Source organism: Achromobacter sp. JCM 18799, from assembly GCF_055395645.1.
This window is the reverse complement of sequence record NZ_AP043866.1, coordinates 4968329-4994561: the sequence shown is the minus strand read 5'-3', so window position 1 is coordinate 4994561 and position 26233 is coordinate 4968329. Positions and strand designations below refer to the sequence as shown.

21 protein-coding genes and 1 pseudogene are annotated in these 26233 nt (G+C 61.1%); 5 read left to right on the top strand and 17 right to left on the bottom strand.

The features are described from left to right. Nucleotides 1-12 precede the first annotated feature (12 nt). Nucleotides 13-4710: a glycoside hydrolase family 99-like domain-containing protein gene (locus ACZ5YA_RS23540; RefSeq protein ID WP_464091302.1), complete on the top strand. Its 4698-nt coding sequence runs from the start codon at nt 13-15 to the stop codon at nt 4708-4710. A gap of 196 nt (nt 4711-4906) precedes the next feature. Continuing rightward, nucleotides 4907-6248, top strand: a pseudogene (locus ACZ5YA_RS23535) (IS3 family transposase). A 127-nt stretch (nt 6249-6375) separates the two neighbouring features. Here ACZ5YA_RS23535 and ACZ5YA_RS23530 read toward each other — a convergent pair. The 6 genes from ACZ5YA_RS23530 to cysD form a co-directional block, all read right to left on the bottom strand. Continuing rightward, nucleotides 6376-7542: a DUF7657 domain-containing protein gene (locus tag ACZ5YA_RS23530; RefSeq protein WP_464091301.1), complete on the bottom strand. Its 1167-nt coding sequence runs from the start codon at nt 7540-7542 to the stop codon at nt 6376-6378. 7 nt (nt 7543-7549) lie between these two features. Then, nucleotides 7550-8458 carry a DUF7657 domain-containing protein gene (locus ACZ5YA_RS23525; protein ID WP_464091300.1) on the bottom strand — a complete coding sequence of 303 codons (909 nt, stop codon included), beginning with the start codon at nt 8456-8458 and terminating at the stop codon, nt 7550-7552. A gap of 66 nt (nt 8459-8524) precedes the next feature. Further along, complete coding sequence (locus ACZ5YA_RS23520; protein WP_464091299.1) at nt 8525-8866, bottom strand: EamA family transporter; 342 nt, start codon at nt 8864-8866, stop codon at nt 8525-8527. A gap of 16 nt (nt 8867-8882) precedes the next feature. After that, nucleotides 8883-9857, bottom strand: a complete 975-nt coding sequence (locus tag ACZ5YA_RS23515) for a glycosyltransferase family 2 protein (RefSeq protein WP_464091298.1) — start codon at nt 9855-9857, stop codon at nt 8883-8885. A 102-nt stretch (nt 9858-9959) separates the two neighbouring features. After that, entirely contained in the window at nt 9960-11882 is a 1923-nt protein-coding gene (gene cysN, locus ACZ5YA_RS23510) for a sulfate adenylyltransferase subunit CysN (protein WP_464091297.1), read from the bottom strand. Further along, nucleotides 11882-12778: a sulfate adenylyltransferase subunit CysD gene (gene cysD, locus ACZ5YA_RS23505; protein ID WP_464092872.1), complete on the bottom strand. Its 897-nt coding sequence runs from the start codon at nt 12776-12778 to the stop codon at nt 11882-11884. Before cysD ends, cysN begins: the two co-directional genes overlap by 1 nt. Before the next feature lie 662 nt (nt 12779-13440). On the opposite strand from cysD, the gene cysQ reads away from it, so the two are divergent. Together cysQ and ACZ5YA_RS23495 are read left to right on the top strand one after the other, a co-directional pair. Then, entirely contained in the window at nt 13441-14268 is an 828-nt protein-coding gene (cysQ, locus tag ACZ5YA_RS23500) for a 3'(2'),5'-bisphosphate nucleotidase CysQ (RefSeq protein ID WP_464091296.1), read from the top strand. Further along, nucleotides 14265-15665 carry an FAD/NAD(P)-binding protein gene (locus tag ACZ5YA_RS23495; RefSeq protein WP_464091295.1) on the top strand — a complete coding sequence of 467 codons (1401 nt, stop codon included), beginning with the start codon at nt 14265-14267 and terminating at the stop codon, nt 15663-15665. Before cysQ ends, ACZ5YA_RS23495 begins: the two co-directional genes overlap by 4 nt. Before the next feature lie 76 nt (nt 15666-15741). On the opposite strand, the gene lipA is transcribed toward ACZ5YA_RS23495, so the two are convergent. Then, nucleotides 15742-16746: a lipoyl synthase gene (lipA, locus tag ACZ5YA_RS23490; RefSeq protein WP_118933508.1), complete on the bottom strand. Its 1005-nt coding sequence runs from the start codon at nt 16744-16746 to the stop codon at nt 15742-15744. Nucleotides 16747-16916: 170 nt separating this feature from the next. Here lipA and ACZ5YA_RS23485 point away from each other — a divergent pair, with 170 nt between their 5' ends. Continuing rightward, nucleotides 16917-17723 carry a LacI family DNA-binding transcriptional regulator gene (locus ACZ5YA_RS23485; protein WP_118933509.1) on the top strand — a complete coding sequence of 269 codons (807 nt, stop codon included), beginning with the start codon at nt 16917-16919 and terminating at the stop codon, nt 17721-17723. 61 nt (nt 17724-17784) lie between these two features. Here the strand turns inward: ACZ5YA_RS23485 and ACZ5YA_RS23480 are convergent, their stop codons facing one another. From ACZ5YA_RS23480 to ACZ5YA_RS23435, 10 genes are all read right to left on the bottom strand, one after another. Then, complete coding sequence (locus tag ACZ5YA_RS23480; protein WP_464091294.1) at nt 17785-18504, bottom strand: tetratricopeptide repeat protein; 720 nt, start codon at nt 18502-18504, stop codon at nt 17785-17787. Further along, nucleotides 18501-19139, bottom strand: coding sequence for a lipoyl(octanoyl) transferase LipB (lipB, locus tag ACZ5YA_RS23475; RefSeq protein WP_059374092.1), 639 nt, complete (start codon nt 19137-19139; stop codon nt 18501-18503). Before lipB ends, ACZ5YA_RS23480 begins: the two co-directional genes overlap by 4 nt. An 18-nt stretch (nt 19140-19157) precedes the next feature. Beyond that, nucleotides 19158-19433 (bottom strand): YbeD family protein, encoded by a 276-nt coding sequence (locus ACZ5YA_RS23470; RefSeq protein WP_054457066.1) that lies wholly within the window; start codon nt 19431-19433, stop codon nt 19158-19160. A 162-nt stretch (nt 19434-19595) separates the two neighbouring features. Next, nucleotides 19596-20462 (bottom strand): D-amino acid aminotransferase, encoded by an 867-nt coding sequence (locus tag ACZ5YA_RS23465; RefSeq protein ID WP_059374090.1) that lies wholly within the window; start codon nt 20460-20462, stop codon nt 19596-19598. Nucleotides 20463-20591: 129 nt separating this feature from the next. Further along, nucleotides 20592-21857 carry a D-alanyl-D-alanine carboxypeptidase family protein gene (locus tag ACZ5YA_RS23460; RefSeq protein WP_419341968.1) on the bottom strand — a complete coding sequence of 422 codons (1266 nt, stop codon included), beginning with the start codon at nt 21855-21857 and terminating at the stop codon, nt 20592-20594. A gap of 164 nt (nt 21858-22021) precedes the next feature. Further along, nucleotides 22022-22675, bottom strand: coding sequence for an alpha/beta hydrolase (locus ACZ5YA_RS23455; RefSeq protein ID WP_059374087.1), 654 nt, complete (start codon nt 22673-22675; stop codon nt 22022-22024). A gap of 33 nt (nt 22676-22708) precedes the next feature. Next, nucleotides 22709-23308 carry an ABC-type transport auxiliary lipoprotein family protein gene (locus ACZ5YA_RS23450; RefSeq protein ID WP_251879558.1) on the bottom strand — a complete coding sequence of 200 codons (600 nt, stop codon included), beginning with the start codon at nt 23306-23308 and terminating at the stop codon, nt 22709-22711. Next, nucleotides 23308-24264 carry an MlaD family protein gene (locus ACZ5YA_RS23445; protein ID WP_059374086.1) on the bottom strand — a complete coding sequence of 319 codons (957 nt, stop codon included), beginning with the start codon at nt 24262-24264 and terminating at the stop codon, nt 23308-23310. Before ACZ5YA_RS23445 ends, ACZ5YA_RS23450 begins: the two co-directional genes overlap by 1 nt. Further along, complete coding sequence (locus ACZ5YA_RS23440; RefSeq protein ID WP_088154656.1) at nt 24251-25090, bottom strand: ABC transporter ATP-binding protein; 840 nt, start codon at nt 25088-25090, stop codon at nt 24251-24253. The genes ACZ5YA_RS23445 and ACZ5YA_RS23440 overlap by 14 nt, the downstream gene beginning before the upstream one ends. After that, nucleotides 25090-26223: an MlaE family ABC transporter permease gene (locus ACZ5YA_RS23435; RefSeq protein ID WP_464091293.1), complete on the bottom strand. Its 1134-nt coding sequence runs from the start codon at nt 26221-26223 to the stop codon at nt 25090-25092. The genes ACZ5YA_RS23440 and ACZ5YA_RS23435 overlap by 1 nt, the downstream gene beginning before the upstream one ends. Nucleotides 26224-26233: the final 10 nt, after the last annotated feature.

Sequence of the window (26233 nt, the reverse complement as noted above, 5' to 3'; positions counted from 1 at the left end):
ATTAGACTGACTATGAACGACACAAATCTCAACCGCAAGCTTGTAGTCGTGCTCGGCATGCATCGAAGCGGCACGAGCGCCATCACACGCGGCCTTCAGGCCGTTGGAGTCGGCCTGGGTGACAAGCTCATGCCGCCATTGGCCGGCGTCAATGAAAAAGGGTTTTGGGAAGACCTTGAGATTGTCGACCTCAACGTCGAGATGCTGGCGGCGCTCAAAAGTGATTGGCACTTCCTTGCTGCTATCACTGCCGCAGACGTCGAAACCCTGCGCTACCAGGGCTACGTGGACCGCGCCGCAGTTCTTCTAAGCGCCAAACTTAGCCAGACTCCTGCCTATGGATTTAAGGACCCCCGCACCTCTAAACTGCTGCCGTTCTGGGTTGAAGTGTTCAAGGCAATGGGCATCCAGCCGTACTACGTGCTGGCTATCCGCAATCCCTTGAGCATAGAGAAATCGCTCGCCAAGCGCGATGCCTTCGATCCCAAAAAAAGCTATCTCCTATGGATAGAACACGTTGTCACGAGCTTGGCCTACACCGAGCAACAACGCTTGATCGTTATCGACTACGACCGCCTCATGCGTGACGCAGACAGTCAAATGGAGCGGCTTTCCCGCTTCCTCGGTACGACAATCGATCAAACCGAGCTGAACGTGTACAAGACCGAGTTCCTCGACTCGACTCTACGCCATTCGGTCTTTGAGCTCGAGGAGCTTCACAAGGATTCCAATTGGCCGCCACTCCTGCAAGAGGTATACACATCGCTCCTAAGCGCTTCCGAAGACGACTCGGTCAACGGAGGATGTCCGCCCGCGGCACTGACTCGGGAATGGATCGCCGAATTCGATCGGCTGCAGGTGCCCTTGCGCCTGGTGGATATACAACACAGGGAATTAGTGTCCGCGCATGCACAGAAGGGCACGCTACGCAAGGAATTGGAGTCCACACAGGCCGAAGCGGGCAGACTGCACACAGAGTTGGGGGCTGCGCACGCCGAGGCGGGCAGACTGCACTCGGAACTGGTGTCTGCGCACACCGAGGCAGGCAAAGTACACGCGGAGTTGGAGCTTGCACAGGCGGCAGCAGGCAGGCAGCAAGAGGACATGGTGTCTGCGCGCGCCGAAGTAAGTAGGTTGCAGGCGAAGATCGTCAAGGCCGAAGCAATCAGCCAACAGTTGCGCGAGCACTTGATCACCCGGGACGAAAGCCTGCGTCACCTGGAGAACTTGGCCGAGCGCCAAAAAGTCGAAAACACTGCGTTGCTGGCGACTATCCAGGAAATCTACGCCAGCAATAGCTGGCGAGCCACCTCCAGCCTGCGCTTCCTCACGCGCAACATGTCGCGCGCACGCCGTGCTGCGGCATTAGCGCCTGCGGCAATCCGCCAGAAAGGCGGCATAGTGTCGGCCGGCGGCAAGGCCTTGAGCATTCTGCGCAAAGAAGGTTTGCATGGCGTGCGGCTAAGGTTGCGCGTGCTCCAGACGGAAAACGACCGAAGCCAGGCGGCCCAGGCCGCACTGCGCTCCAGCGAGGACGAGATGCTATTCGTGCCGCTGTATGTCGATCCCCTGCTGAATCAATCGGCCGGCGTGCGCGTAGAAGGCGTTTCAATCGCGGTGCACCTGCATCTCTCGAACGCTACGCAGCTGGATGCCTTCACAAGCCGCATGGCTGCCTTCGACGGTGAGTTCGATTTGTTCGTCTCGCTCGATGACCCTGCACTTATCGATACGGTGCGCGACGGACTGTCACGCTCCTTGCCCTCGGCTCGCGACATCGTGGTTGAAAGCGGCTTTCCTACCGAAGACGCCATCGTGCCATTCACCATCCAATTTGGCGAGCGTCTTTCGAAATACGACGTGGTCGGCCACTTCTTCCTCAAAGCGGACGCACCTGCCAGGGATTGCGCTTTGCTGGACATGCTGATCGGGCCGATCGGCGCAAGCAGCGCCCGCCTCGCCCATATCCTGCAAAGTCTGCGGCAGGACGCCAAGCTCATCTATCCGGACGGCGTCGCCTACCAAGTGCATGATGCGTCATTTGGCGTGACGCATAAACACACGCTCACGGCACGCCTGCTGGCCAAGCATGCCGAACTGCCTCTAAATGCTTTTCCCGTACTCCATAGCCCGAACGGCTCCATGTTCTGGGCGCGAGGAGACAGCCTCCAGGCATTCTTCAAACTGCCCGCCGCGCACGCCGACGATGCGGCCGGCTCGCTGCTACTGGATGATCACCTTGGCTATGCCCTGGAGCGGATACTGCCGATACTCGCGAGCCGCAGCGACGGACGCATCTATCGCATTTTCAAGCAGGACGCCATCGACGACTATAGCGAGTATGAATCGCAGCGCGACTACACCACCTCGCTCGTTCACAAAGATATCAAGATACTGTCCTACTACCTGCCGCAGTTCCATCCGACGCCATTGAATGACGCATGGCACGGAGAAGGTTTCACCGAATGGACCAAGGTCGGCGCCGCGCAGCCCCTATTCAAGGGGCATTACCAACAACACATTCCGCACAGAGACATTGGCTATTACATGCTCGATTCGGCGGATACGCTGCGCACGCAGGCCGAGCAGATGAAGAAAGCCGGCGTCCATGGCCAAGTGTTCTACCACTACTGGTTCTCTGGTCAGATGATCCTGGAAAACCCGGCGAAGATGCTGCTGGCCAATCCCGACGTGCAGATGCCATATTGCTTCTGCTGGGCGAACGAAAATTGGACTCGCCGGTGGGACGGAAATGAAAAGGAGATCCTGCTCGGTCAGACCTACTCTGCACAAGATGCGCGCGATTTCATCAACTATCTGATCCCGTTCTTCAAAGACTCGCGGTACATCCGTATCGACGACAGGCCGGTTCTGATGGTCTATCGACCGTCCTCGATACCGGACTGCAAACTCTATCTGGACATGTGGGCCGAAGAATGCGGCAAACACGGTTTGGCAGCTCCCTATGTCGTCGCGGTCCTGACTCGTGGCGCCACCGACCCCAAGGACTTCGGAATGGATGCGGGTACGGAGCGCGTGCTGCACGATTGGACCGGCGGCGCGGTGGAGGAGATGAAAGGCTCCCTCACGCCCTATCGTCCGGTCAACGGTAGCGTTCTGCCATACAACGGCGTGGCTGATTTCTACATAGACCAGACCCACGTCCCGGATTTCACGTATTTCCGCGGCCTTGTACCCCAGTGGGATAACACCGCGCGATATGGATCCGAAGCACTGGTAGTGCACGACAGTACTCCGCGCAAGTTCCAGGCATGGCTCGAGAACTTGGTGGACTACTCGCAGCGGACCTTACCGGAAGACCGTCGTTTCATCGTAGTCAACGCATGGAACGAATGGGCCGAGGGGGCACATCTGGAACCGGACAGCCGCTACGGATATAGCTATCTCAATAGTGTGGGCCGTGCGCTTTCCAACATATCTTATGATTCGCCCCCCGCCAGAGTCACGCCCGCCACACTTCGCGTGCGCATCGCGTTGGCGCCTAAGTTGGCGAGCCAACTGGACTCCTCTGCGGATCTGGCCAGGCGCTTCAACCACTGCCTCACCCAGGCTACGGTCGATACCCCCTATGAGTTCAAGCATGACATCGCCCCCCAAGACGCCGACTTCACGCTCCACATCAATGGCGCCTCGCTGTTCGATGCCACGACGATCAGCCAGATGATCGAACTTGCTTCGGCGAACCCGGACTCGGCGGTTATCCCCAACACCTACGACCGCAAGCAGCCAATTTTTGCCGTCAACGGGAACGGTGCTGTCGATCCCCTGGCCGCCCACATCGCACCCATGTTGCTCGTGCCAGCGAACTACCCGGAGGACGGCTACAAGAATGTCCGTATGGCCCAGGGAGCCCATTGTTTCAGGGTCTATCCTTCCGGCGAGGCGGTACATGGCCATCCCCAGGTAACCACGATCATTCGCTTTCACGCACACGCTGATTTCGAGGAGTTGCGCAACGCACTGTATTGCCTAGCGGCCATGCGCAACTGTGTCGTGACGCCGATGATCGCGGCACAAGACCTAGACGAGGGACAGCAGTCGCGCCTCGACGCTTTGCTGGCGGAGATGAACGCAGTGCTGCTGTCCCCAGCAGTCACCGTGGCCTACACGTCCGACACAGGCCACCGCGACCTACGTTCGAAGATGCTCAATGAATCGTTGAAGATGGTCCAGACGCGCTATGCCGCGCTCCTGGATTACGACGATCTCCTGATGCCGCACGCGTATGAATGGCTCATCCGTCGACTGGCGACGACGGGCAAGGCCATCTCATTCGGCCGGGTCTACTCCACGGCTTTCAATAGCAAGACGGGCGGTTTCCTCAAGCGCGAGCGTGCATTCGAATATGGCTACACATACGCCGATTTCATCAGCGTCAACCATGCCCCGCTGCACAGCTTCATGCTCGACGTGGCTCAGTTGGACTTCAGCAAGGTGGTTTACCACGACGACCAGAAGTACATGGAAGACTACTATCTGACCCTGCAGCTTTTCCGCGAATTCAACGCGGATTGGGCAAGTCTCGCTGAGAACATGTACCTCGGCGATTACATACACAGTGTTGATCGGAACCATACGCTAGCATTCTCCGACGATGTCGAAAGGCAGGCGTTGCTAATGAATGGCGAGTATCAAACTGCGGAACGGCGCATCCATGAAATGCGCCGGCAGGTGCTTCAAGGCGGATGAGTTGGCGCCGCTCGCCCTTAGGGACTTTACCTTAGGGCAAGCGCCCCCCCGATTGCTTGGCGCAATACCCACCATGACCAACTTTACTTTGGTTCGTTATCGTCGCCAGCTGGATTTGACGATCGGCAAAAAAACTCGCCGAAAGTGAACTGCCCCCCGAAAGTTGGATGTTGATCCAACCTTCGGGGATTTTTACATGGCGAAGTACGCCGAGCAGTTCAAGTTAAAGGTGGTGCGGCAGTGTTTGAAGGGTACGGAGAGCCTTCGTTCAGTGGCTGTGCGACATGGGCTGGATCGTGCGCTGGTCCGACGGTGGGTCGAGAGCTATCGTGAGCATGGCCCGGCGGGTCTGAGCCGGCAGTCAGGCTCGTACAGCGCATCCTTCAAGCGATCAGTGTTGCTCAGGATCAGTCGCGAAGGGCTGTCCGATATCCAGGCCGCGACGCTGCTGGGAATCCGCAGTTCAGGCCATATTGCGAAGTGGCGTGCCCAGTATGATGCGGGGGGGTATAGAGGCGTTGGCGCGCAAGCGCCCAGGAGCAAGCATGCCCCATAAGTACCCACCGGAGCCTGTGTCCAAGGACATGACCAAGGAAGAGCTTCTCGAGGAAGTTGCGAACCTACGAGCGGAGCTGGACTACCTAAAAAAGCTCGATGCCTTGATCGAAGCGGAAAAGACCAAAGCGCTCGTTGGAAAGCGCAAGTGGTCCAAGGATTGAGGCATAAGCATCCGCTGGAACGACTGCTGCGGGTGGCCGAGTTGTCGCGCAGCACGTTCTATTACCACCTGAAGGCGTTGGACGCAGTCGACCCGTACGCCGAGCTTAAGCAACTACCGGAGCGGTCTACGCTCGTCACAAGGGCCGCTATGGCTACCGTCGGATCACCGCGGCCTTGCGCCAGGCCGGCGAACTGGTGAACCACAAGAAGGTACAGAAGGTAATGCAGATATTGGGCTTAAAGTCGCTCGTGCGTGCCAAGAAGTACCGCTCATACCGAGGCCAGCCGCATCAAGTGGCCGCCAATGTGTTGGCGCGTGACTTCGAAGCCGAACGTCCGAATGAGAAGTGGGTCACCGACGTAACCGAGTTCAACGTGCGTGGCGAGAAGTTGTACCTGTCGCCGGTCATGGACCTGTACAACGGCGAGATCGTGGCCTACGAGACCAGCCGCCGGCCAGTGTTCAAACTCGTGGCCAGCATGTGAAAGCGTTGGCTCGGCTCAGGCCCACCGATCGGCCCGTCCTGCACTCTGATCAAGGCTGGCAATACCAGCAACTGAACTACCGGCACATGCTGTCAGCCCGGTCGGTGACGCAGAGCATGTCACGCAAGGGGAACTGTCTGGACAATGCCGCCATGGAAAGCTCCTTCGGCACGTTGAAGGCCGAGTTCTTCCACCTGAACCGCTTCGAGAGCGCCGACCAGTTGCTGACCGGCATACGCCAGTACATCCATTACTACAATCATGACCGCATCAAGCTCAAGCTAAAAGGCCTGAGCCCGGTGCAATACCGAGCTCAGGCCTTCGGGCTCTAGCTTCTGACCGTCCAACTTCTGGGGGTCAGTTCAAAGGCGAGCTTCTTTTTCCTGCCAAAGGCGCCTCATGACCTGCAAGGTGCCACGCTGTTGCCGCATCCAATCGAATGGCTGGTCATGCCGAAACTTACTCCACCGACATCGCCTTAACGCATTCGCCAGCTTCGGTCGGACTCTGCGCCATGACTCGCACCTCTCCGATCAGCCCACGCAGGGAGATACCGTCGGCGGCAACATCAGCCAAACTTGGCACCGGTGACCTGGTCATCCAAGAATCCCGAACTTCGCACGGCAGGACCAATTTCAATTCCCTGGCAATAGGCAAGGGTTGGCTCAACAGTCCCTTCCAACGGACGACATACCCCGCCCCTTCCGGCACTTCCGTCACGACAACATTCGGGTGCTGCGCCAGGATGCTCTGACTTGGCTTATGCCCCGAAAACACTTGATGGGAGAATGGTACCGCCTGCGGCTTTAACGCAAACGCGACCGTGGCCCAGCGTGGTTCCACTCTCTCAATATTATCGAAAGCGATTCCAACAAAGCGGTTGAAATACGTGGTGATTTCCTCGCCCGAAAGATATGGAAATATTCGGCTGTAGACCTCCCGATCTACATTCACCAAATGAATCGCCTCCAAGGCCGGCAATCCTTCCCCTCTCAATAGGTGACCGAAATTGCCATCGACCGCAAGTGGCTTCTGCCCATTCTTTTCGTATAGCGCTTTCCAGTCCGAAATGAACTGCGATTGCACCGGCATCATGATATCGCTGCCACGCATGACAGGATTAAAAGAACCGTAGATCAGCACATGAACAACTGCCATACCGCCCAAGACGAGATATCCAGCGGTAGGACCCGAGTTGAGTTTGATGCGCTTGTTCCGTGTGACCACCCATGCCAGAGCCAAGAAGATGAGCGGCATATAGGCATAAGCACCAATTCCCCAGAACTCCGTTTTTGCTTCAGGACGAACGCCAAGGAAGGTGGAAATAGCGGTGTAGCTCAGCAGTACGGTCGCGATGGCCCCAAATCGCCACTGCTTCCAATTGCGGGAGATGATTAGCGCCGCATAAATCACCAAAAGCAGGGAAATGCCAGGATGTGCCCTCCTGCCTGGCATGACAAAGAAGCCGGTCCATTTCGCCAACGGCCTCGGAAAACCTATCGTTGCATACAGGCACAACACCAACAACAGAATGCCCGCCACAACAGTAATCCACACTGTCTCGCGGTCCCACTTAATGTAGGGAAGAAGCGGCACCAGCATCAGCGGAAATAGAGTCCCCGCCATACTTAGTTCATAGGTAGCGTCGCCCCCCCGGGATAGGCATCACCGGCATCGTGGGAAGCAGAGCTGCTGTGAGAGCGGCAAGCGTGGAATCGCCCCCAACGCTGAATCTGCGCCCCGGATAGCTGGTGTCAGATACGGCTGCAATAAAATCTGCGTTCCAAATCAAATAGATAGCCAGCGCCGCCGCAACCGCCAAGGCTGCGGGCGCCAGTATCTTCCAATTCAACAGATCGGGCCGCGCCGCCAGGGTCAACGGTATCAGGGAAATGGCAACTGCAAAATAAGTCGGAGGGTACATCTGCCCGAAGGCCATATGACCGATTGCTAAAAAAAGCAATAGGCTACGGATGACCGGCCGAAAGTTGCTGGTCAAAATGGCAAAAGGCAGGAAGCACGCGGCAAGCGCAGGGAAATTACTTGTCCACCAAACTTGATAGAGTTGGCTGAACGCCACACTAACCGCTACCGCAACAGCCAAGGTCCGGTTGACTCGCAGATTCTGCAAGTACCAGATAATCGAGCCTATCAACAATGCATAGTAGAAAAAGGCTTGAAAGGAGAGAGCCTTGCCTGCCGGAACTATCCAGTACATGAGATAGTTGGGCAAAAAAAACAAAGAAATATCTGCTTTGGGAAGAGCGATGAACCAGTTCAGCTTTTCCCTGTACGGTTCTAGCGAACTCCGATCAGGGAAACCCTCCAAGGCTGATTGCTTCAGCATGGGCAGGTACGTCGCCCACTCGTCACCGCGCCCCTCTTTCGCAGTTCCCCACCAAGCCTGCGTAACCATATCGCCTAAACTGCGCAAGCCAGACACGTAATGGCTAGGATATGGTTCGAAAACAAGCCAGAGCGCTACCAGCAATAACGAAGAAAAAAAACAAAAAAGCTGGAGTGTGCGATTTTTATTATTCATAGGCGAATTTCGCGCGCAGCGCCTTGCCTGGAGCAAACAATCCATAAAAAGGAAAGTCGCACACGGTCAGGCCCGAACTGCAATGACAATACCAATCATGATGACCACGACACCAAGGAAGTACTGGGAGTTGAATCGCTCCCCAAGAAAAAAATGACTGCCGATCGGCACCATGACAAATGCCAGCGCCATTAGGGGATAAGCGCGGCCCAGCTCAATTTTTTGCAAGACCCAAACCCACGCTATGGTGGTCAGACCGTACAAGGCAAAGGCGGAGCCAAGAATGGTCATGGTTTGAAGCGAAAACAAACTACCCGTACGCGCCAAAGAGGTTGCTGACAACTTGAATAAGATCTGCCCTATAGCAATTCCGACTACGCAAAGAAAAGCGACTAGATAACTGAGCATATTTTAAGATACGATTTTACTTGGACCGCAATCTGCTTTGAAGTTGAAATGGCCGTTTTGGCACCGACGCGATGTCGTACCCCAAAAAAGCCAGCACTAGCTGAGTACCTATTATCACGGGCAACGCGGACAACATGACCGTTCCCGACGGAGTGGATACTCCCGCACTCATGGATTGAATCCACTGAGTTATGCCGAACGCTCCCCCCACCGTCATAAGCAAGAGTCCCAATGGCAACTCTATGGATGCCAGTGACATATCACGTAAATAATAGTTATAAAATATGCGCTTGGAAAAATTGCGCACATGCTTGAAGAAAAACTCCCCAACTATCTTGGATATTTTTAAATTACTAACTTCATCGCCGTAATGCGCATCCATGGGAATATCGATTACAACCGCTCGCAGCGTATTCAGACGGAATAGAATATCCGTTTCGAAAAAATAGCGCCGACTGATCTTACTGAACGGCAGATGACTTGCAACATCACGATGTATTGCTGTGTATCCGTTTGTCGGGTCAAATAAATCCCAATACCCGGAAGACAGCTTTGTCATGAAGGACAGCGCAGCGTTACCCAAGAGGCGAACTTTGGGCATGGCACGGATGGCCTCAAGATCGAAAAACCGATTACCCTTTGTGTAATCAGCTTCGCCTGAAAGAATCGGATTGATGAACTGAGGCACTAAGCGCGGATCCATCTGGCCATCGCCGTCAATCTTGACGATGACGTCAGCGCCGCCCTCCAGCGCCGCCTTGTACCCAGTCATCACAGCACCGCCAACACCCTGGTTTTCCGTGTGGTACACCACCCGGACCCGAGGGTCCTGCACGTTGCTCTCAACAAACTGGCCCGACCCGTCCGGGCAGCAATCGTCCACCACATAGATCGCCGAGACCTCCGGGCCGATGAGGGAAATCACCTCCAGGATGTGCGCACGGACCTTGTAACTCGGGATGACGACCGCAACGTTCGCTGTAAAATTCATGGGTTTGCGTGAGTACGCGAGGAAAGTTACATCCGCGCCGGAAACAGCGCAGATGCGATTACAAACATTAACTCAGTATGATAGCCCGCTGAGCACGCCCTGTCACCCGCCGCCTGAGGGTACCGCCCCCCTTTCCAACTCGCTCATCAGTCCCGCCACCACGGCGTTCAGATCACTCTGTGAGCCGTCCACGACAACATCCGGGTCTTCTGGAGGCTCATAGGGGCTCCCAAGCCCGGACATGTTGGGCAACTCGCCCTTTCGGGCCTTTTTGTATAGGCCCTTGGGATCTCGAGCCTCGCAAATTTCTAGCGGAGTGTTCACGTACACCTCCGTGAAATTGCCTTGGCCGATAAGATCACGCGCCATCGCGCGCTCACGCTTGAACGGCGAGATAAAGGCGGTAATGACGATCAGGCCCGCATCCATCATCAGCTTCGCAACTTCGGCGACCCGTCGGATATTTTCGACACGCTCGGCGTCGGTAAAGCCCAAGTCTCTATTCAACCCCTGGCGGACATTGTCGCCATCGAGCAAATACGTGCGTTGTCCAGCCCGATGCAGCAAGACCTCCAGAGCATTCGCGATGGTGGACTTTCCAGCACCGGACAAGCCCGTCAACCAGATGACACGCCCCCTATGCCCGTTCATCGATTCCCGATCCGTGCGAGTGACGCTTAGAGATTGCCTATGTACGTTTTGAGCCCTCCGCAACGTATGCCTGATCAGTCCGGCGCCCACGGTGGCGTTGGTCACGCGATCCACCAGAATAAAGCCGCCAAGCGGCTTGGATTGTTGATAGATATCGAAGACCACCGGCCGGCTCAGCGCTATATTGGCCACCGCGATGTCGTTCAGTTCTAGCGTCTTCCCAGGCTCTTTCGCCATTGTGTTCACGTTGACGTGATACTTGATCGACGTCATGGTCGCGGTAGCCCATTGGGTAGACAGCTTCATTTCATAGCTGCGCCCGACCAAGCCAGGATCCTCATTCAGCCAGATCACTGTCGCCTCGAATTGATCCGTCATCTCAAGCGGATTGGCCACGAGCGAAACTATGTCACCACGCGAGGCGTCGATTTCCCTGTCCAGAGTCAAGGTGACCGCCCTTCCTCGCTCGGCCTTCTCCAGATTGCCGTCCATTGTCACGATCGCGGATACCTTGGCCTTCTGACCAGAACTCGTGACCCTGATCTCATCGCCAACCGAGACTTCGCCTTCTTCGACCGTGCCACAGAATCCACGGAAGGAATCATTGGGGCGGTTTACCAACTGCACCGGAAAGATGAATTTCGCATTGCGTGGCGGGGCCACGCGGATGGTTTCGAGATAACCGAGCAAGGTCGGCCCGTGATACCAAGGAGTGTGCGCGGATCGGCTAGTCACGTTATCACCGCGCAAAGCCGACAGCGGAATCGCACATACATCGTCGAAACTCAACTCTGCGGAAAATGCTCCGAATGATTCCGATATCTCGTTATAGATTTTCTCGTCGAACCCAACTATGTCCATCTTGTTGATGGCGAGCACCACGTTGCGTATGCCGGTCAAGGAAGCAAGATATGCGTGGCGGCGAGTCTGCGTCAGCACCCCATGGCGGGCGTCCACCAGGATGACTGCAACATCCGCCATTGAAGCCCCCGTTACCATATTGCGGGTGTACTGTTCGTGCCCCGGCGTATCGGCAACAATGAACTTGCGCCGCGCCGTTGAAAAAAAGCGATAGGCGACATCGATCGTGATCCCCTGCTCACGCTCCGCCGCCAAGCCGTCGACCAGCAAAGCAAAATCTATCTCGTCGCCCTGGGTGCCGTACTTGCGTGACTCCCTTTTCAACGCCACGAGTTGATCATCGAATAGCTGTTGCGCGTCCCAAAGAAGGCGCCCAATCAGCGTGCTCTTGCCATCGTCCACGCTGCCACAGGTAATGAAGCGCAGCAGATCCTGCCCATGCTGAGACGTCAGGAAGGACTCGATGGTCTCGACGCCCTGTTCGCGCCCCTTTAGGCTTTTCTTGGTGCTCATCAGAAGTATCCTTCCTGCTTTTTTTTCTCCATACTGGCTGCGGCGTCGGAGTCAATAGCCCGCCCCTGGCGTTCGGAGTTCCGGGTGCCGAGCAGCTCCAGCATGATTTCCGGCAATGTCGCTGCCTCGGATTCGACGGCGCCGGTCAATGGATAGCAGCCGAGAGTCCGGAATCGGATCTTGACCTTTTCGACACGCTCGCCATCAAGAAGACGCATGCGGTCGTCGTCGACCATGATGATCATGCCGTCACGCCGCACCACCGGCCGCTCTTTCGCGAAATAGAGTGGCACTACCGGTATCTGCTCGCTATAGATATAGTGCCAGATGTCCATTTCGGTCCAGTTGGATAGAGGAAACACCCGCAAGCTCTCTCCCGGTCCTTTCCTCGCGTTATACAGATTCCACAATTCCGGACGCTGGCTTTTGGGATCCCACCGGTGACTACGGGTACGGAATGAAAAGATGCGCTCTTTGGCTCGCGACTTTTCTTCGTCGCGTCGCGCGCCGCCGAACACCACGTCAAACTTGAATTTATCGAGCGCTTGCTTGAGACCCTCGGTCTTGGTGATATCGGTATGCAACGCTGATCCGTGGTCGAACGGGTTGATGTTCTTCGCGATGGCATCCGGATTGACATGCACGATCAAGTCCATGCCGCTCTCCTTGGCCATCAGATCCCGGAACAAATACATTTCCTGAAATTTCCACCGTGTATCCACGTGCAGCAACGGCAAGGGCGGAGGAGCCGGATAGAACGCCTTGCGCGCCAAATGCAGCATTACGGAACTGTCCTTCCCGACCGAATACAGCATCACCGGATTGGCAGCCTCGGCGACCGCTTCCCGGATTATGTGGATACTCTCAGCTTCCAGTCGCCGCAAATGCGGCGTAATCGCCGTCGCCAGCGCAGCACTACGAGCAGGTGAAGGTGACAGGACCGGCGGATAGCCCAGCAGACAGACTTCGACCCCCTCGACAGCGGGGAGGTCGCGGCACAGCGTCACCAATTGCCCGTGCGGAAAGATGGCGGCCGGCTTGCTCAAATAGTCAGCCAGCACCCGAAACGCCTGCTCGAGCGTACGCTCGCTCGAGCTCGCCGTGTCGTCCTTGTTCACGTTGACCCAGTAGCGCGCCCCGCGGGCGTCGTTCAGGCTGACGGTCAGCACATCCGGCCTGAGGTCGGCCAATTGAGCGAAGAGTATCAATTTACGCTTGCTACGCGCGGCGTGCATTTCGTGATCGATCACTACAGGCACTGGCTGACGGCCAGTCTCGTCGCGCAGGTCCGAGGCCTGCAAGGCGGAGGGCAACACCCCCAGTTCGTGCAGCCGCCGCTCAGCGGTACGCTTGGTCTCGGCCTGCCCGCTCTCCCGCAGGCGCTGAAATGCCAACTCCGTGTCCCATACACCTGGCAACTCCATGCCGAACAAGCCCTCGCTCATCTCCGGATCCTTGTCGTAAAATGTGAATTATAGGATAATCAATAAAAATTGATGCCGATTTTCAGTAAAAAATCGTTCATAATTTAAATATATGCAAATTGCGACAAATTTTCATGCTAGCGCCACTACTTGACTGTACTAGGGCAGCCGGGGCCGCAATCCTGCAGATCTACGATGCGACTGCGGTAGGCAGCGATTGCAAGCTAGAGGAAAAATCCGGAGGCATGGGTCCGCTTACGCTCGCTGATCTGGCAGCTCATCGGATTCTTTGCTCAGGCCTGCAAACCATCAATGGTTCCATCCCCGTTGTGTCCGAGGAGGATCCCGCCACGCATGATCTCCGCCGCAATACTGGGCGGTTCTGGCTGATCGACCCCCTGGATGGAACCAAGGAATTCATTGCACGCACCGGCGAATTTACCGTAAATGTTGCACTGATCGAGAACGGCGTACCCATATTGGGCATCGTGTTCGCACCCGCTCTCAATGAGCTCTTCTGGGGACAGGCAGGACTCCCCGCCTTCAAGGACGACGGCAATCTTGTGACCCGAATCCAGAGTTCGCAAACACTGGATTCTCCCGCCTTGCGTGTGGTCGCTAGCCGCAGCCATCTGGATGATGCAACCCGTGAATTCATTTCGCGCACGGTAAGCCGCCATACGTTGGTCCAGGCCGGCAGCTCAATCAAGTTCTGCCGCGTGGCGGAAGGCAAGGCAGATCTGTATCCGCGCTTTGGTCCTACCTGCGAATGGGATGTCGCCGCAGCTCAAGCGATCCTGGAAGCTGCAAGCGGAGGCGTCACCACAGTCGACGGTGCACGCCTGCTGTACGGCAAGTCCAGCCTGATCAACCCAGCCTTCATAGCCTGGGGCCGAGCAGCAAAAGACCTCGCCGCGCCAACAAATCTCGGACACACCCGCGCACAAGGACTAGACACATGACCAGCATCACCATCATCGGCGCGGGCTTCAGCGGTACGATGACCGCCGTCCATCTGCTGCGCAAGGCGAACTCCCCACTGCGTATAAAACTGATCGAAAAAACGTCATCGCACACGGGGCGAGGCACCGCATACAGTGCGACGGCTTCATGCCAACTGCTCAATGTGCCGGCCAGCAATATGAGCGCCTTTCCGGATGTACCGGAGGACTTTCTGAAGTGGGCTCACGACCACTGGCAGAAGTACGCGCGATGGGTAACGGAATTGTCGCCCTCGACGTTTCTCCCTCGTGCGCTGTACGGCGAGTACCTGTCCCACCTGCTGCGGACGGAAATGGACCGCAGCGCTGCGATGCACCAAGTCGAGATCATCAATGACGAAATCATCGATCTGGACAACGATGCTGCTGGCATAAACGTCCAATCCCGCAGACACGGGTCATGGGTGTCGGACGCTTGCGTCTTGGCCCTGGGCAACTTCCCCCCTCAGCCCCCCCCGGAGTACCACATCTCAGTCGGCGACAGCGTGCGCTATCACTTCAGTCCATGGGCTCCCGATGTGCTGCCAGCTCTTGCCAGCGGCAAGAGCTGCCTTTTCATCGGGTCAGGACTCACCATGCTCGACCAGGTGACTGCGTTGCACGATCAAGGATATACGGGCCGTATCTACGTCGTGTCACGACGCGGCTTCACACCGAAGGTGCATGCCGCCCCAAAATCCGCACGGCTTTCCCTCTCCCCGCCTCCCCAGATTGGCCTGCGGGACCTAATCCGCTGGATTCGATCGCGCATCAAGCTCGAACAGGATGCCGGAGGCGATTGGCGGTCTGTGATCGACGGGCTGCGAGCCGAAACCCCCCGAATCTGGCAAGGTCTGCCCTTACGGGACAAGAAGCGTTTCCTACAACATGTTCGTCCGTACTGGGAAAACCACAGACATCGCACCGCAGCGCCCGTGCTGTCTGTCTTCCTGGACATGGTTGCCTCAGGGCAGCTGACTCAACATCGCGCGCGAATCGAGGGCACGACCGTCGATGCACAGTCGGGAGTGCATGTCTCGTTGCGCCAGATCAACGGCACACTACTCAACGTTACCGTGGACCACGTGGTGAACTGCACCGGCGCCGAAAGCAATTTCAAATCGCTAAGGAACTGTCTCACAAGCCGGCTCATGCACAAAGGCCTGATAACTGCGGACGAGTTGGGCCTGGGTCTACTCACTACGGCATCGGGAAAACTGATCGACAATCACGGGCAGGCTTCGCACCACCTCTACACCCTCGGCCCTCCAATGAAGGGACGCCTGTGGGAGAGCACCGCGGTACCCGAATTACGTGTTCAGGCGATGCAATTGGCCGATCAACTACTATCCGATACGCGACCCGCGACCGAGCGGTGAAAAACGGACTAGTCCGGGTGTCCCCGATCTAGTCCGTCACTAGCAATCACTCAGCCTCGCCAACCGGCGCTGCGTCTCAATTCACCCCAGCCGCATGCGCCTGTTCATCCGCATGGTACGAAGACCGCACCATCGCCCCCACCGCCGCATGCGAGAAGCCCATCGCATAAGCCTCGCGCTCGAACATCGCGAAGGTATCCGGATGCACATAGCGCAGCACCGGCAGATGGTGCTCCGACGGCTGCAGATACTGGCCAATGGTCAGCATATCCACGTTGTGCTCGCGCATGTCGCGCATCACCTGCAGGATTTCCTCGTCGGTCTCGCCCAGGCCCAGCATCAGGCCGGACTTGGTGGGGACTTCGGGGTGCAGCTTCTTGAACTCGGCCAGCAGCTTCAGCGAATGCATGTAGTCCGAGCCCGGACGCGCCTGCTTGTACAGGCGCGGCACGGTTTCCAGGTTGTGGTTCATGACGTCCGGAGGACCGGCGTTCAGGATGGTCAGCGCGCGGTCCAGGCGGCCGCGGAAGTCGGGCACCAGCACCTCGATGCGGGTGGTGGGCGACAGTTCGCGGATGTGCGTGATGCAATCGACGAAGTGGCCGGCGCCGCCGTCGCGCAGGTCGTCGCGGTCCACCGAGGTGATCACGACATAGGACAGTTTCATCGCGGCGATGGTGCGCGCCAGGTTCAGGGGCTCGTTGGTGTCCAGCGGATCCGGACGGCCATGGCCCACATCACAGAAGGGGCAGCGGCGGGTGCACTTGTCGCCCATGATCATGAACGTCGCCGTGCCCTTGCCGAAGCATTCGCCGATGTTCGGGCAGGACGCTTCCTCGCACACCGTGTGCAGGTTGTGCTCGCGCAGGATGCGCTTGATGTCGTAGAAGCGCGAGCCAGGCGCGGCGGCCTTCACGCGGATCCATTCAGGCTTCTTCAGGCGCTCGGCCGGAACGATCTTGATGGGGATGCGCGCGGTCTTGGCCTGCGATTTCTGCTTTTGCGTCGGATCGTAGACCGCTTCCGCGGGCGCGGCGGCGGATTCGTTCGAGGGGACAGGAGACTCGGCGAGCGTGGACATGGAGCACCTTCACGACCGGCGCGTGGGCGCGCCGGGTCTGAGACAAAAACGGCATTTTACCCTTCGCCGACCAGATCCGCCGGGCGGGGTCCCGCCCCCAGGCGGCGGGCCTCCTCGGCCGGAGCCAGGCTGGGTTATCGTCACGCCTGATGAATCCGCCGGTTTTACCCATGTCTTCCCTGCCCCCGCCCCGCCCCATCGCCCTGATCGCGCCCCGACTGGACTGGGCGCCCGCGGCCCGCGCCATCCAGGCCTGCGCCGAATTGCTGCTGTCCGCCGGCTACTACCTGGCAGCGGGCCCCTGGCGCGAGGCCCAGGCCCGGCTTGGTGAACTGCGCCCCGTCGCAGCGCTGGTCATCGGTCCGCTGGACGACCCGGCCCTGCGCGCCGCCGTGGCGGCGCTGGAGGTTCCCACGGTGGAAACCTGGATCGCATCCGCCCAGCCACTGGACAGCGCCGTGGTGGTCGACAACGCGGAAGCCGGCCGCATGGCGGCGCGGCACCTGGCCGCCAAGCGCCATGCGCGCGTCGCCTGCGTCAGCGCCGACACCCCCTGGGAACGCGCCCGGCGTGAAGGCTTCATCAGCAGCGCGGCCGCACTTGGGCTGGAGCTGGTGGCGGACATCGTGCAGCCTGAGGTGCAGCACATGAACGACGGCCGCATGGCCTTCCTGCGCCTGCTGACCACCAACACGATCTTCGACGCGGTGTTCTGCACGACCGACCTGCTGGCCGCGGCCTCGGTCTCGGAAGCCCACAACCGCGACCTGCAAGTGCCGCAGGACCTGGCGGTGCTGGGCTACTCGGACGACGGCAGCGCCGCGCAGTGGGCGCAGGGCTTGACCACCCTGGGCGCCGACGCCGCCATTCTGGGCCGGCGCGCCGGCCAGTTGCTGCTGGACCGCCTGGACGGCGAACGCGGCACGGGCGAAAGGATTACGGTGGAAGTGGCTTTTGAGGAAAGATTGAGTACGTAGGACGAGTTGCACGCGGTGGGAGCCAAGCGCGCTTGCCCTGCACCTGCCGCGCTACACGAATCTACTCATATAGCGCCGGAAAGCCGCTTTCCTGCAGCATGATGTTGGCTTCCCGCAGAAACGCAGGCGTGGCGGTTTCAGGCACGCGCACCAGCCATTGCGCGGCATCCTGCTTCCGTCCGCGCAGCAACAGCAGCCGGCCCAGGTGGAACATGCCGCGGAAGTCGCCGCCTTCGGCGCAGCGCTGGTAGCAGTCGAAGGCGCGCTCCATGTCCTGCTCGACCGCCTCGCCGGCCTCGTAAAAGCGGCCGACGACGCCGATGGACTTCACGTGGCCGGCGTCTGCCGCCTTTTGATAGAGCGCCAGCGCCGCCGCGGGATTCTGCGCCACGCTGCCGCGGCCGCTGCGCAGCATGTGGGCGTAGTTGTACATGCCCCAGTCCAGCCCCTTGTCCGCGGCCAGGCGGAACCAGTAGGCGGCGACCGTGTCGTCCTGCGGCACGCCCCAGCCGTTCTCGTAGCAACGGCCCACCATGTTGATGGCCATGGGGTGATCGGCATGGGCGGCGCGCTTGAACCACGTCAGCCCCTGGTCCGGATCGCGCTCCACGCCCGTGCCGTCCAGCAGCATCTGGCCGTAGATGGTCTGGGCTTCGACCAGCCCCAGTTCGGCCGCCGCGCGGATCCATGCCGCGTAGTCCTCGGCCGGCCCCTGTTCGCGCAGCCGGGCCAGTTCTTCTGGCGTGGTTGCGGCTACATCGGCCGCGGTATAGGTCTTCATGTCTTGTTCCTTGCGCGATCCCAGGCTTGCGCCAGGTTGCGCGCCAACGCCTCGCCGGTCTCGGTGGGCTCGCGGCGCACGCCACAGGCCGCCATGTCCACGGTGCGCAGGCCCGCATAGCCGCAGGGATTGATGCCCAGGAACGGCGCCAGGTCCATCTGCACGTTCAGCGACACGCCGTGATAGGCCCGGCCATTGCGGATCTTGATGCCCAGCGCGGCGATCTTGGCCAGTTCGCCCCCGTCCGGATCGGGCACGTAGACGCCCGGCGCGCCGGGCTTGCGGCAGGCGTCGGCCACGCCCATCTGGGCCAGCGTGTCGATGACCGCGCCTTCCAGCAAATTGACGTATTCCTTGACGTAGATGTCGGCGCGGCGCAGATCGAACAGCGCATAGGCCATGACTTGGCCAGGCCCGTGATAGGTCACCTGCCCGCCGCGGTCGCAATGGACGATGGGGATGTTGCCGGGGTTGAGCACATGCTGGGGCAGGCCGGCCTGCCCCAAGGTGTAGACCGGCGCGTGTTCGCAGAGCCAGATCTCGTCAGGCGTATCGGCGCCGCGCAGATTGGTGTACGCCTGCATGTCGTGCCAGACCGACAGGTAGTCGGCCGGCCGCGCGAGCCACTTGATCACAGCTGTCCCGCTCTTGCGCTAGAGGACGATGGACACCATCGGATGGCCATGCAGGGCGCGGTAGAGCGCGTCCAGCTGCTCGCGCGAGGTCGCGCGCACCGTGAAGGTCAGGCCCATGTAGTTACCGCCCTTGCTGGGCCGCATTTCCACCGTGGCGGCGTCGAACTCGGGATCGAACTGCAACACAACTTCGGTCAGCGTCTGCGCGAATTCGGGATGCTGCTTGCCCATGACCTTGATGGGAAAGTCGCTGGGATATTCGATGAGGGAGTCTTCGGGCGGGATATGTTGCATGATGTGCCTATAAGGTATTGCCCCACAGGGCGCGGCCACGGCTCGATACTGCACCCGAGGATGCCTGCCACGAGGCGGCCAGATCCTGTCTATATGGGGGCAAACCGCCAGCCGGCAAGGCCGCCGGGGCGGCCCCGCAGGAGCCGCCCGGTAACGCCGGACTCAGAGCGCGGCGATGCGGGCATCATAACCCGCCCGCAATTGCGCAAAAACGGGGCCGGGCTTGCCCGAGCCCACCGGCTTGCCGTCCAGCGAGACGATGGCCAGCACCTCCTTGGTGGCCGAGGACAGCATCAGCTCGTCGGCCTCTTCCACCTCTTGGCGCGAGATCGGGCGCGACTCGAACGGGATGCCGGCCTCGGCGGCCAGCTCGCCCATCAGGCCATAGCGGATGCCTTCCAGGATCAGGTTGTTCTTGGGCGGCGCCAGCAGCTTGCCGCCGGAAACCACCCAGATGTTGGTGGACGAGCCTTCGGTCAGGTAGCCGTCGCGGAACTGCACCACTTCGTCGACCTGCGCATCGACCGCCTGCTGCTTGGCCAGCACGTTGCCCAGCAACGACACCGATTTGATCTCGCAATGCAGCCAGCGTTCGTCGGGGATGCTGATGGCGGCGAGGCCGCGTTCGCGCTGCGCGGCAGGCGGCGGCGCCCAGGCCGAGATCATGCCGAAGACCGTCGGCGCGACGGGCGTCGAGGGGAACTGGTGGTCGCGCTTGGCCACGCCACGCGTCACCTGCAGATAGACGATGCAGGTTTCAAGGTTGGTGCGCGCCAGCAACTGCTGGATCAGGTCGATCCAGCCTGCGCGGTCGAAGGGCTGCGCGATCCGCAAGGCAGCCAGGCTGCGGTCCAGGCGGTCGAGGTGTTCGGCCATGCGGAATGCATTGCCTTGGTACACGGGGACGACTTCGTAGATGCCGTCGCCGAAAATGAAGCCGCGGTCCAGGACGGAGACCTTGGCCTCGTCCACACGCAGAAACTCACCGTTGAGATACACCTGGCTTTCGCCCGGCACGCCCGGAATCATGAGGCACTCCTGAATATGAAATGGAGAGGGACGAACCGTCCGGTCCGTCCCGTGAATAGAGCACGGGCGTTTCATGCGAAACGCCCGTTGCTAGCTTACACCCGCGATAGCGCCCGCGGCGCGGCAGGATTACTCGAACCAGCGCTTGACGGTATCGACCATGCGGCCGAAGAAGCCGGCGCGTTCGACCGCGTCCTGCACCACCAGCGGTTCGGTGCGCAGCACCTTGCCGTCCAGCGTGAACTGCAGGGTGCCGACCTGCTGGCCCTTGGCCAGCGGGGCGATCAGCGGATCCGTGCGCTGCGCCACCGGCTTCAGATCGCCAGCCTTGCCGCGCGGCACTGCGATCGACACGGGGTTGGGCGGGCCCAGCTTGACGTTTTCAACCGTGCCTTCCCAGACGCGCGCGTCGATGCCGGGCTGGCTCTTGTCGAACAGTTTCACGGTGTCGAAGTTCTGGAAGCTCCAGTTCAGGAGCTTCAAGCTTTCCTCGGCGCGCGTGGCTTCGCTGTCCGTGCCCACCACGACCACCAGGATGCGGCGGTCGCCGCGCACCGCGGTCGACACCAGGCAGTAGCCGGCCGAATCGGTGTGGCCGGTCTTCATGCCGTCCACCGACGGGTCGGCCCACAGCAGGCGGTTGCGGTTGGGCTGGGTGATCTTGTTGTAGGTGTAGCTCTTCTGCTTGTAGTAGTGGAAGTGATCCGGGTGGTCGGTGATCAGGTGCGAAGACAGGATCGCCAGATCGCGCGTGGACGTCATGTGCTGCGGATCCGGCAGGCCCGTGGCGTTCATGAAGTGCGTGTTGCGCATGCCCAGGCGTTCGGCTTCCTGATTCATCAGCGAAGCGAACGAGGCCTCGCTGCCGCCCACGGCCTCGGCCAGGGCCACGGAGGCATCGTTGCCGGACTGCACGATCATGCCCTGATTCAGCTCGTCGACAGTGACCGGCTTGCGCGGTTCGATGAACATGCGCGAACCGCCCGTGCGCCAGGCGCGCTCGGACACCGGCACGGTCTGCTCCAGCGTCAGGCGCTTTTCGTCCAGCGCGTTGAACACGACGTAGGCCGTCATGATCTTGGTGAGCGAGGCCGGTTCCACCTTCATGTCCGGGTTGGAAGCGGCCAGGGTCTGGCCGCTGTTCACGTCCATCACGATCCAGGCCTTGGCTGCGATCGTGGGGGCCGGCACGGCCGAGACATCGCCCACGGGCACCGCCGCCGAAGCATTCGGCGCCGGGGCCGCGGCGCCGGCAGCTGCAGCGGGTGCCGCGGCGGGAGCCTGCTGCGCCCAGACCGGCATCGAAGCCGCCAGCATGGCTGACAGCACCGCGCCTGACAGCAGGCGGCGGGTAAAGACAACGGGGGAGTGAGCGGAGTAAGGCAAATTCTTCATCGGCAACGTGGGTCCAGTAATGACGCCCGCCGGCGCGGGGCAAGTGGCTGACAATTATAGGCAGTCGATCAGACCCGTCCGGCCCGCCCGGGGTTCCCGTGGGTCGAAAACATGCAACCTGATGCAACCTGCGGCCGCATTCAGGCTCGTTGCTTCAAATCGGATCAGTCCAGCGCGACCTTCAGCCGCGCCTGCACCAGCTGTCGCAGCACCAGCAGTTTGCCGTGGAAGAAGTGCGATGCGCCCGGCACCACCACCACGGGGATGGAACGCGGGCGCGCCCAGTCCATGGCTTCGGACAGCGGCACGACTTCGTCTTCCTCGCCGTGCACCATCAGCGTGTCGTCCGGCACCTGCACTTCGTGCGATTGGAAACGGTTCACGGCGGGGCCCATCAGCATCAGGGCGGAGGGCAGTACCGTATCGCCCTGTTCGGCGAGTGCGGCATAGGTCTGCGCCGCGACGGCAGTGCCGAACGAAAAGCCGGCCAGCACCCACGGCGCCTGGGCCAATTCCGGATGCAGTTCGCGCATCTGCGCCACGACCGCCAGCATGTCCTGGGTTTCGCCGACGGATTTGTCGAAGGTGCCCTCGGACTGCCCGACGCCGCGGAAATTGGGCCGCACCGCCACCAGGCCATGCTGCACGCAGGCGCGCGACAGGGTCGTGACCACCTTGTTCTCGCGCGCGCCGCCCTGCAGCGGGTGCGGATGCAGGACCAGCGCCCAGCCTCGCGGCGTACCCGCGGGCCAGTCCACGGCGCAATCGATGCGGCCGGCGGCTCCGTTGAAGGCATGGGTTTCAGTACGTGCGGACATGGCGTGACTCAGGATGCGGGAAAAACAGCGATCTTAACCGCCCGGCCTGGAGGCGGGCTTCAGCGTCGTGGCAAGCCACTGCGCCAATTGATCCGCTGCATCGTCCGTCGCCTGGCGCAATGCCGCGACCCCGCCCTGCGCGTCCTGCGTGGGTGCGGGCGCGCGCGCCTCGATGCGCGTCTGGCCCACCACGCTGCGGCCGCTGAGCAAGACCGCCTGCAGCAGCACGCGGCCTTCGCTGGACTGGCCGTCGGCGGCGAATACCTGCTCGAACTGGGACAACGACACCTGCAGTTGCGGCGTCTGCAGGGTGACGCGCTCGTCCAGCACCGGCCCCTGGCGCGACAGGCGCTCCGTGAGGCGCTGACGCACCAGGTCCGCCGGCGGCGAGGCCCAGCGGTAGCTGGCATAGGCCTTGGGCGCGGCGCTGTCGCCCACGCGCCAGATCACCCCCGTGTCGGACAGGCTGGGCACGGCCTGGAAGACCAGCGCAAGCGGCGCCCGCGCGGGCAAGACCGGCGTGGGCCGGGAGTCCAGGCCCAGGTCGAACACCGAAGGCGGGGCAGCCACGCGGCCGATGCCGCAACCGGCCAGGGCCAGCGTCAGGATTAGAACGGCGCTACGCATCTTCATCATTTGGGCGATCTCCCGAAGCCTGCAAAGCCGGCCTCGCCGGGCCCGGGCTCGCGGGGCGCCGGGCCGAACAGGAACGATTGCGGCGTGTTGTCCACACGGCGCAGGGTAACGGTGGCGCCGCGCGCGGCCGCGCTGACGTTGGTGGCCATGCTGGTGATGGCGGGCAAGGTCTCGCCATCCAGCCGCGCGGCGGCCAGGGCGATGTCATTGAGGCTGCTGGTGGCGGCGGACAGGGGGCCGTCGGGCGCGTTCAGGCGCGCCAGCGACTGGCGGGCCTGCGCAGCCAGGTCGCCGACTTCCCGCGCGGCGCGGTCGGCCTGGCGCGAGGTCTTGTCCAGCGAATCAATCAGGGGACCGAGCTTGGCCAGCGTGGGCGCCAGATCCTGGCTCGCGCCCCTGAGCGACTGGGTGATATCGGTGGCGTTCTGCAGCGTGGCGGTGAGCGCCTGCACGTTCTGCTCGCTGAGCACGCGCCGCAACTGCTCGGTGACCTCCTCCACGTTGGAGATCAGCTTGCCGCCACGCTGCTCGATGCGGTCCAGAAAGCCCGGACGCAGCGGAATCGCGGCCGGATTCGCCGCCGACGAGGCCAGCCGCTTCATCGAGGAACCGTCGTCGCGCAACTCCACATTGGAAATGCCGGTCACGCCCTGCACGCCCAGTTCGGCCCAGGTGGACTCGGTAATCGGCGTGTTCGGCGCCACGCCGATGCGGATGCGCACCTGCCCGGGCTTGTCCGGGTTCAGGGCCAGCGACTGCACCTTGCCCACCGGTACGCCCTGGTAGCGCACCGTGGACTGCGGATTCAGGCCGCTGACGGCGGTCGCGGAGATAATTTCGTATGGCTGAAGCTGAGTCCGGTCGCGTCCGATCCAGATGGCCACCAAGGCGGCTGCGGCCAGCAAGGCCAGCGTGAAGATGCCGGCCATGAGCGCATGACTACGGTTTTCCATGATGCAATCCCTTCGGCGCCAGATCCCCCAGCGCCCGCAAACCGCGCTCGCCCAGGAAGAATGTGTGAATGAACGGGTGATCGACCTTCAGTACTTCCGGCACCGTGTCGCACACGATCACCCGTTTGTCCGCCAGCACGGCGACGCGCGTGGCCAACGCCAGCAGCGTGTCCAGGTCGTGCGTCACCATGACGACGGTGAATCCCAATTGCCGGTGCAGGCTGCGCACCAGGTCCACGAACTCGTCGGAGCGCAGCGGGTCCAGGCCGGCCGTGGGTTCGTCCAGGAACAGCAGTTCCGGATCCAGCGACAACGCGCGCGCCAGCGCCACGCGCTTGACCATGCCGCCCGACAGGTCCGACGGCCGCTTGTCGGCGTCGCGCGCCGACAGGCCCACCATCGCCAGCCGGCACATGACCACGTCGCGCACCAGGTCTTCCGGCACCGTGCGCAATTCGCGCAGCGGCAGAGCCACATTGTCGAACACCGACAGCGCGGAGAACAACGCCCCCGCCTGGAACAGCATGCCCCAGCGATAGGACAGCCGCCGACGTTCAGCCGCCGTCAGTTCAAACAACGAATGGCCCAGCACCCGCACCGTGCCCGCGGCTGGCCGGTCCAGCCCGATGATCTGCCGCAGCAGCACCGTTTTGCCCGTGCCCGAACCTCCCACCAGTACCAGGATCTCGCCCGGGAAGACGGTCAGGTCCAGATTGTCGTGCACCACGTGATCGCCAAACGCCGTGCGCAGCCCGCGCACCGTGATGACGGGTTCTACCGTAACGCCGTCCTCGGCGAAGAGCTTGTGCTGGGCGGCGCTATTCATCAGATGCCCACCGAGCTGAAGATCACGGCATACAGCGCATCCAGCAGGATCACGCCGGTAATCGAGGTGACCACCGAGGTGGTGGTGCCGCGCCCCAGGCTTTCCGTGTTGGGCTGGATGCGCAGGCCGAAATGGCAGGCGATCAGCGCGATCAGCATGCCGAACGTCACGCCCTTGAGGATGCCGATCCAGTAGTTCGTCAGCGAAATCGCGTCCGGCAGCGACTGCAGGAACCATTGCGCCGACACGCCCAACTGCATTTGCGCGGCGAGCATCCCGCCCAAAAGCGCCATGGCGTCCGTCCACAGCACCAGCAGCGGCATGGTGATGGCCAGCGCCACCACCCGCGGCAGGATAAGCCGCTGCCCGTGCGAAATGCCCATGACCAGCATCGCGTCCAACTCCTGCGTCACCCGCATCACGCCGATCTGCGCCGTGATGGCCGAGCCCGAACGGCCCGCCACCAGGATGGCGGCCAGCACCGGACCCAGCTCGCGCACGATGGACACGCCCAGCAGGCGCACGATGAAACGATCGGCGCCAAACATCTGCAGCTGCTGCGCCGACAGGTAGGACAGCACCACGCCGATCAGGAAGCCGACCAGCGCCGTGATACCCAGCGCCTGCGCGCCGGTGCGGTACACCTGCGCCGAAATCTCGCGCCATGGCCCCAGCCGCGGCCGCAGCAGCATTCCGCCCAGGTCCAGGACCAGCTGCCCCAGCATGATGAGCAAGGCGCGGCCATTGTCGATAGCCTGGAATATCGCCTCGCCCACCGCTCTCAGCCAGCCCCACGGATCGCGCTTGGGCGCGGCGGCCGGGGTCTCGCCCTTGTTCATGGCCAGCGCGTCGAACACGTCCTGCTGGCCGGCGGACCAGCGCACGCGCTCGGGCAGCTTGTGGCCCCAGGCTTCCCAGATCAGCAGCGCGCCGATGGTGTCCAGCCGGCCGATGCCGTGCAGGTCCCAGCGCGCGCCGCCATCCGTGGCGCAGGCCAGCGCCTCGCGGCGACGTTGGACCTCGCCCGGCTCGGCCAGCGCCAGCACGCTCCAGTCGCCGGCCACATGGCACACGCCTCCTTCGAAACGGAAGGGCGCGGCGGCGGCAGGTGTGGACGAAGCGGAATGCGGCATGAAGACAGAA

Excerpts from the sequence above, each read along its gene's own strand:
- ACZ5YA_RS23540 (WP_464091302.1), top strand. The coding sequence starts at position 13 with ATGAACGACACAAATCTCAACCGCAAGCTTGTAGTCGTGCTCGGCATG.
- ACZ5YA_RS23530 (WP_464091301.1), bottom strand. The coding sequence starts at position 7,542 with ATGGCGGGGACTCTATTTCCGCTGATGCTGGTGCCGCTTCTTCCCTAC.
- ACZ5YA_RS23525 (WP_464091300.1), bottom strand. The coding sequence starts at position 8,458 with ATGAATAATAAAAATCGCACACTCCAGCTTTTTTGTTTTTTTTCTTCG.
- ACZ5YA_RS23520 (WP_464091299.1), bottom strand. The coding sequence starts at position 8,866 with ATGCTCAGTTATCTAGTCGCTTTTCTTTGCGTAGTCGGAATTGCTATA.
- ACZ5YA_RS23515 (WP_464091298.1), bottom strand. The coding sequence starts at position 9,857 with ATGAATTTTACAGCGAACGTTGCGGTCGTCATCCCGAGTTACAAGGTC.
- cysN (WP_464091297.1), bottom strand. The coding sequence starts at position 11,882 with ATGAGCACCAAGAAAAGCCTAAAGGGGCGCGAACAGGGCGTCGAGACC.
- cysQ (WP_464091296.1), top strand. The coding sequence starts at position 13,441 with ATGCTAGCGCCACTACTTGACTGTACTAGGGCAGCCGGGGCCGCAATC.
- ACZ5YA_RS23495 (WP_464091295.1), top strand. The coding sequence starts at position 14,265 with ATGACCAGCATCACCATCATCGGCGCGGGCTTCAGCGGTACGATGACC.
- lipA (WP_118933508.1), bottom strand. The coding sequence starts at position 16,746 with ATGTCCACGCTCGCCGAGTCTCCTGTCCCCTCGAACGAATCCGCCGCC.
- ACZ5YA_RS23485 (WP_118933509.1), top strand. The coding sequence starts at position 16,917 with ATGTCTTCCCTGCCCCCGCCCCGCCCCATCGCCCTGATCGCGCCCCGA.
- ACZ5YA_RS23480 (WP_464091294.1), bottom strand. The coding sequence starts at position 18,504 with ATGAAGACCTATACCGCGGCCGATGTAGCCGCAACCACGCCAGAAGAA.
- ACZ5YA_RS23470 (WP_054457066.1), bottom strand. The coding sequence starts at position 19,433 with ATGCAACATATCCCGCCCGAAGACTCCCTCATCGAATATCCCAGCGAC.
- ACZ5YA_RS23465 (WP_059374090.1), bottom strand. The coding sequence starts at position 20,462 with ATGATTCCGGGCGTGCCGGGCGAAAGCCAGGTGTATCTCAACGGTGAG.
- ACZ5YA_RS23460 (WP_419341968.1), bottom strand. The coding sequence starts at position 21,857 with ATGAAGAATTTGCCTTACTCCGCTCACTCCCCCGTTGTCTTTACCCGC.
- ACZ5YA_RS23455 (WP_059374087.1), bottom strand. The coding sequence starts at position 22,675 with ATGTCCGCACGTACTGAAACCCATGCCTTCAACGGAGCCGCCGGCCGC.
- ACZ5YA_RS23450 (WP_251879558.1), bottom strand. The coding sequence starts at position 23,308 with ATGAAGATGCGTAGCGCCGTTCTAATCCTGACGCTGGCCCTGGCCGGT.
- ACZ5YA_RS23445 (WP_059374086.1), bottom strand. The coding sequence starts at position 24,264 with ATGGAAAACCGTAGTCATGCGCTCATGGCCGGCATCTTCACGCTGGCC.
- ACZ5YA_RS23440 (WP_088154656.1), bottom strand. The coding sequence starts at position 25,090 with ATGAATAGCGCCGCCCAGCACAAGCTCTTCGCCGAGGACGGCGTTACG.
- ACZ5YA_RS23435 (WP_464091293.1), bottom strand. The coding sequence starts at position 26,223 with ATGCCGCATTCCGCTTCGTCCACACCTGCCGCCGCCGCGCCCTTCCGT.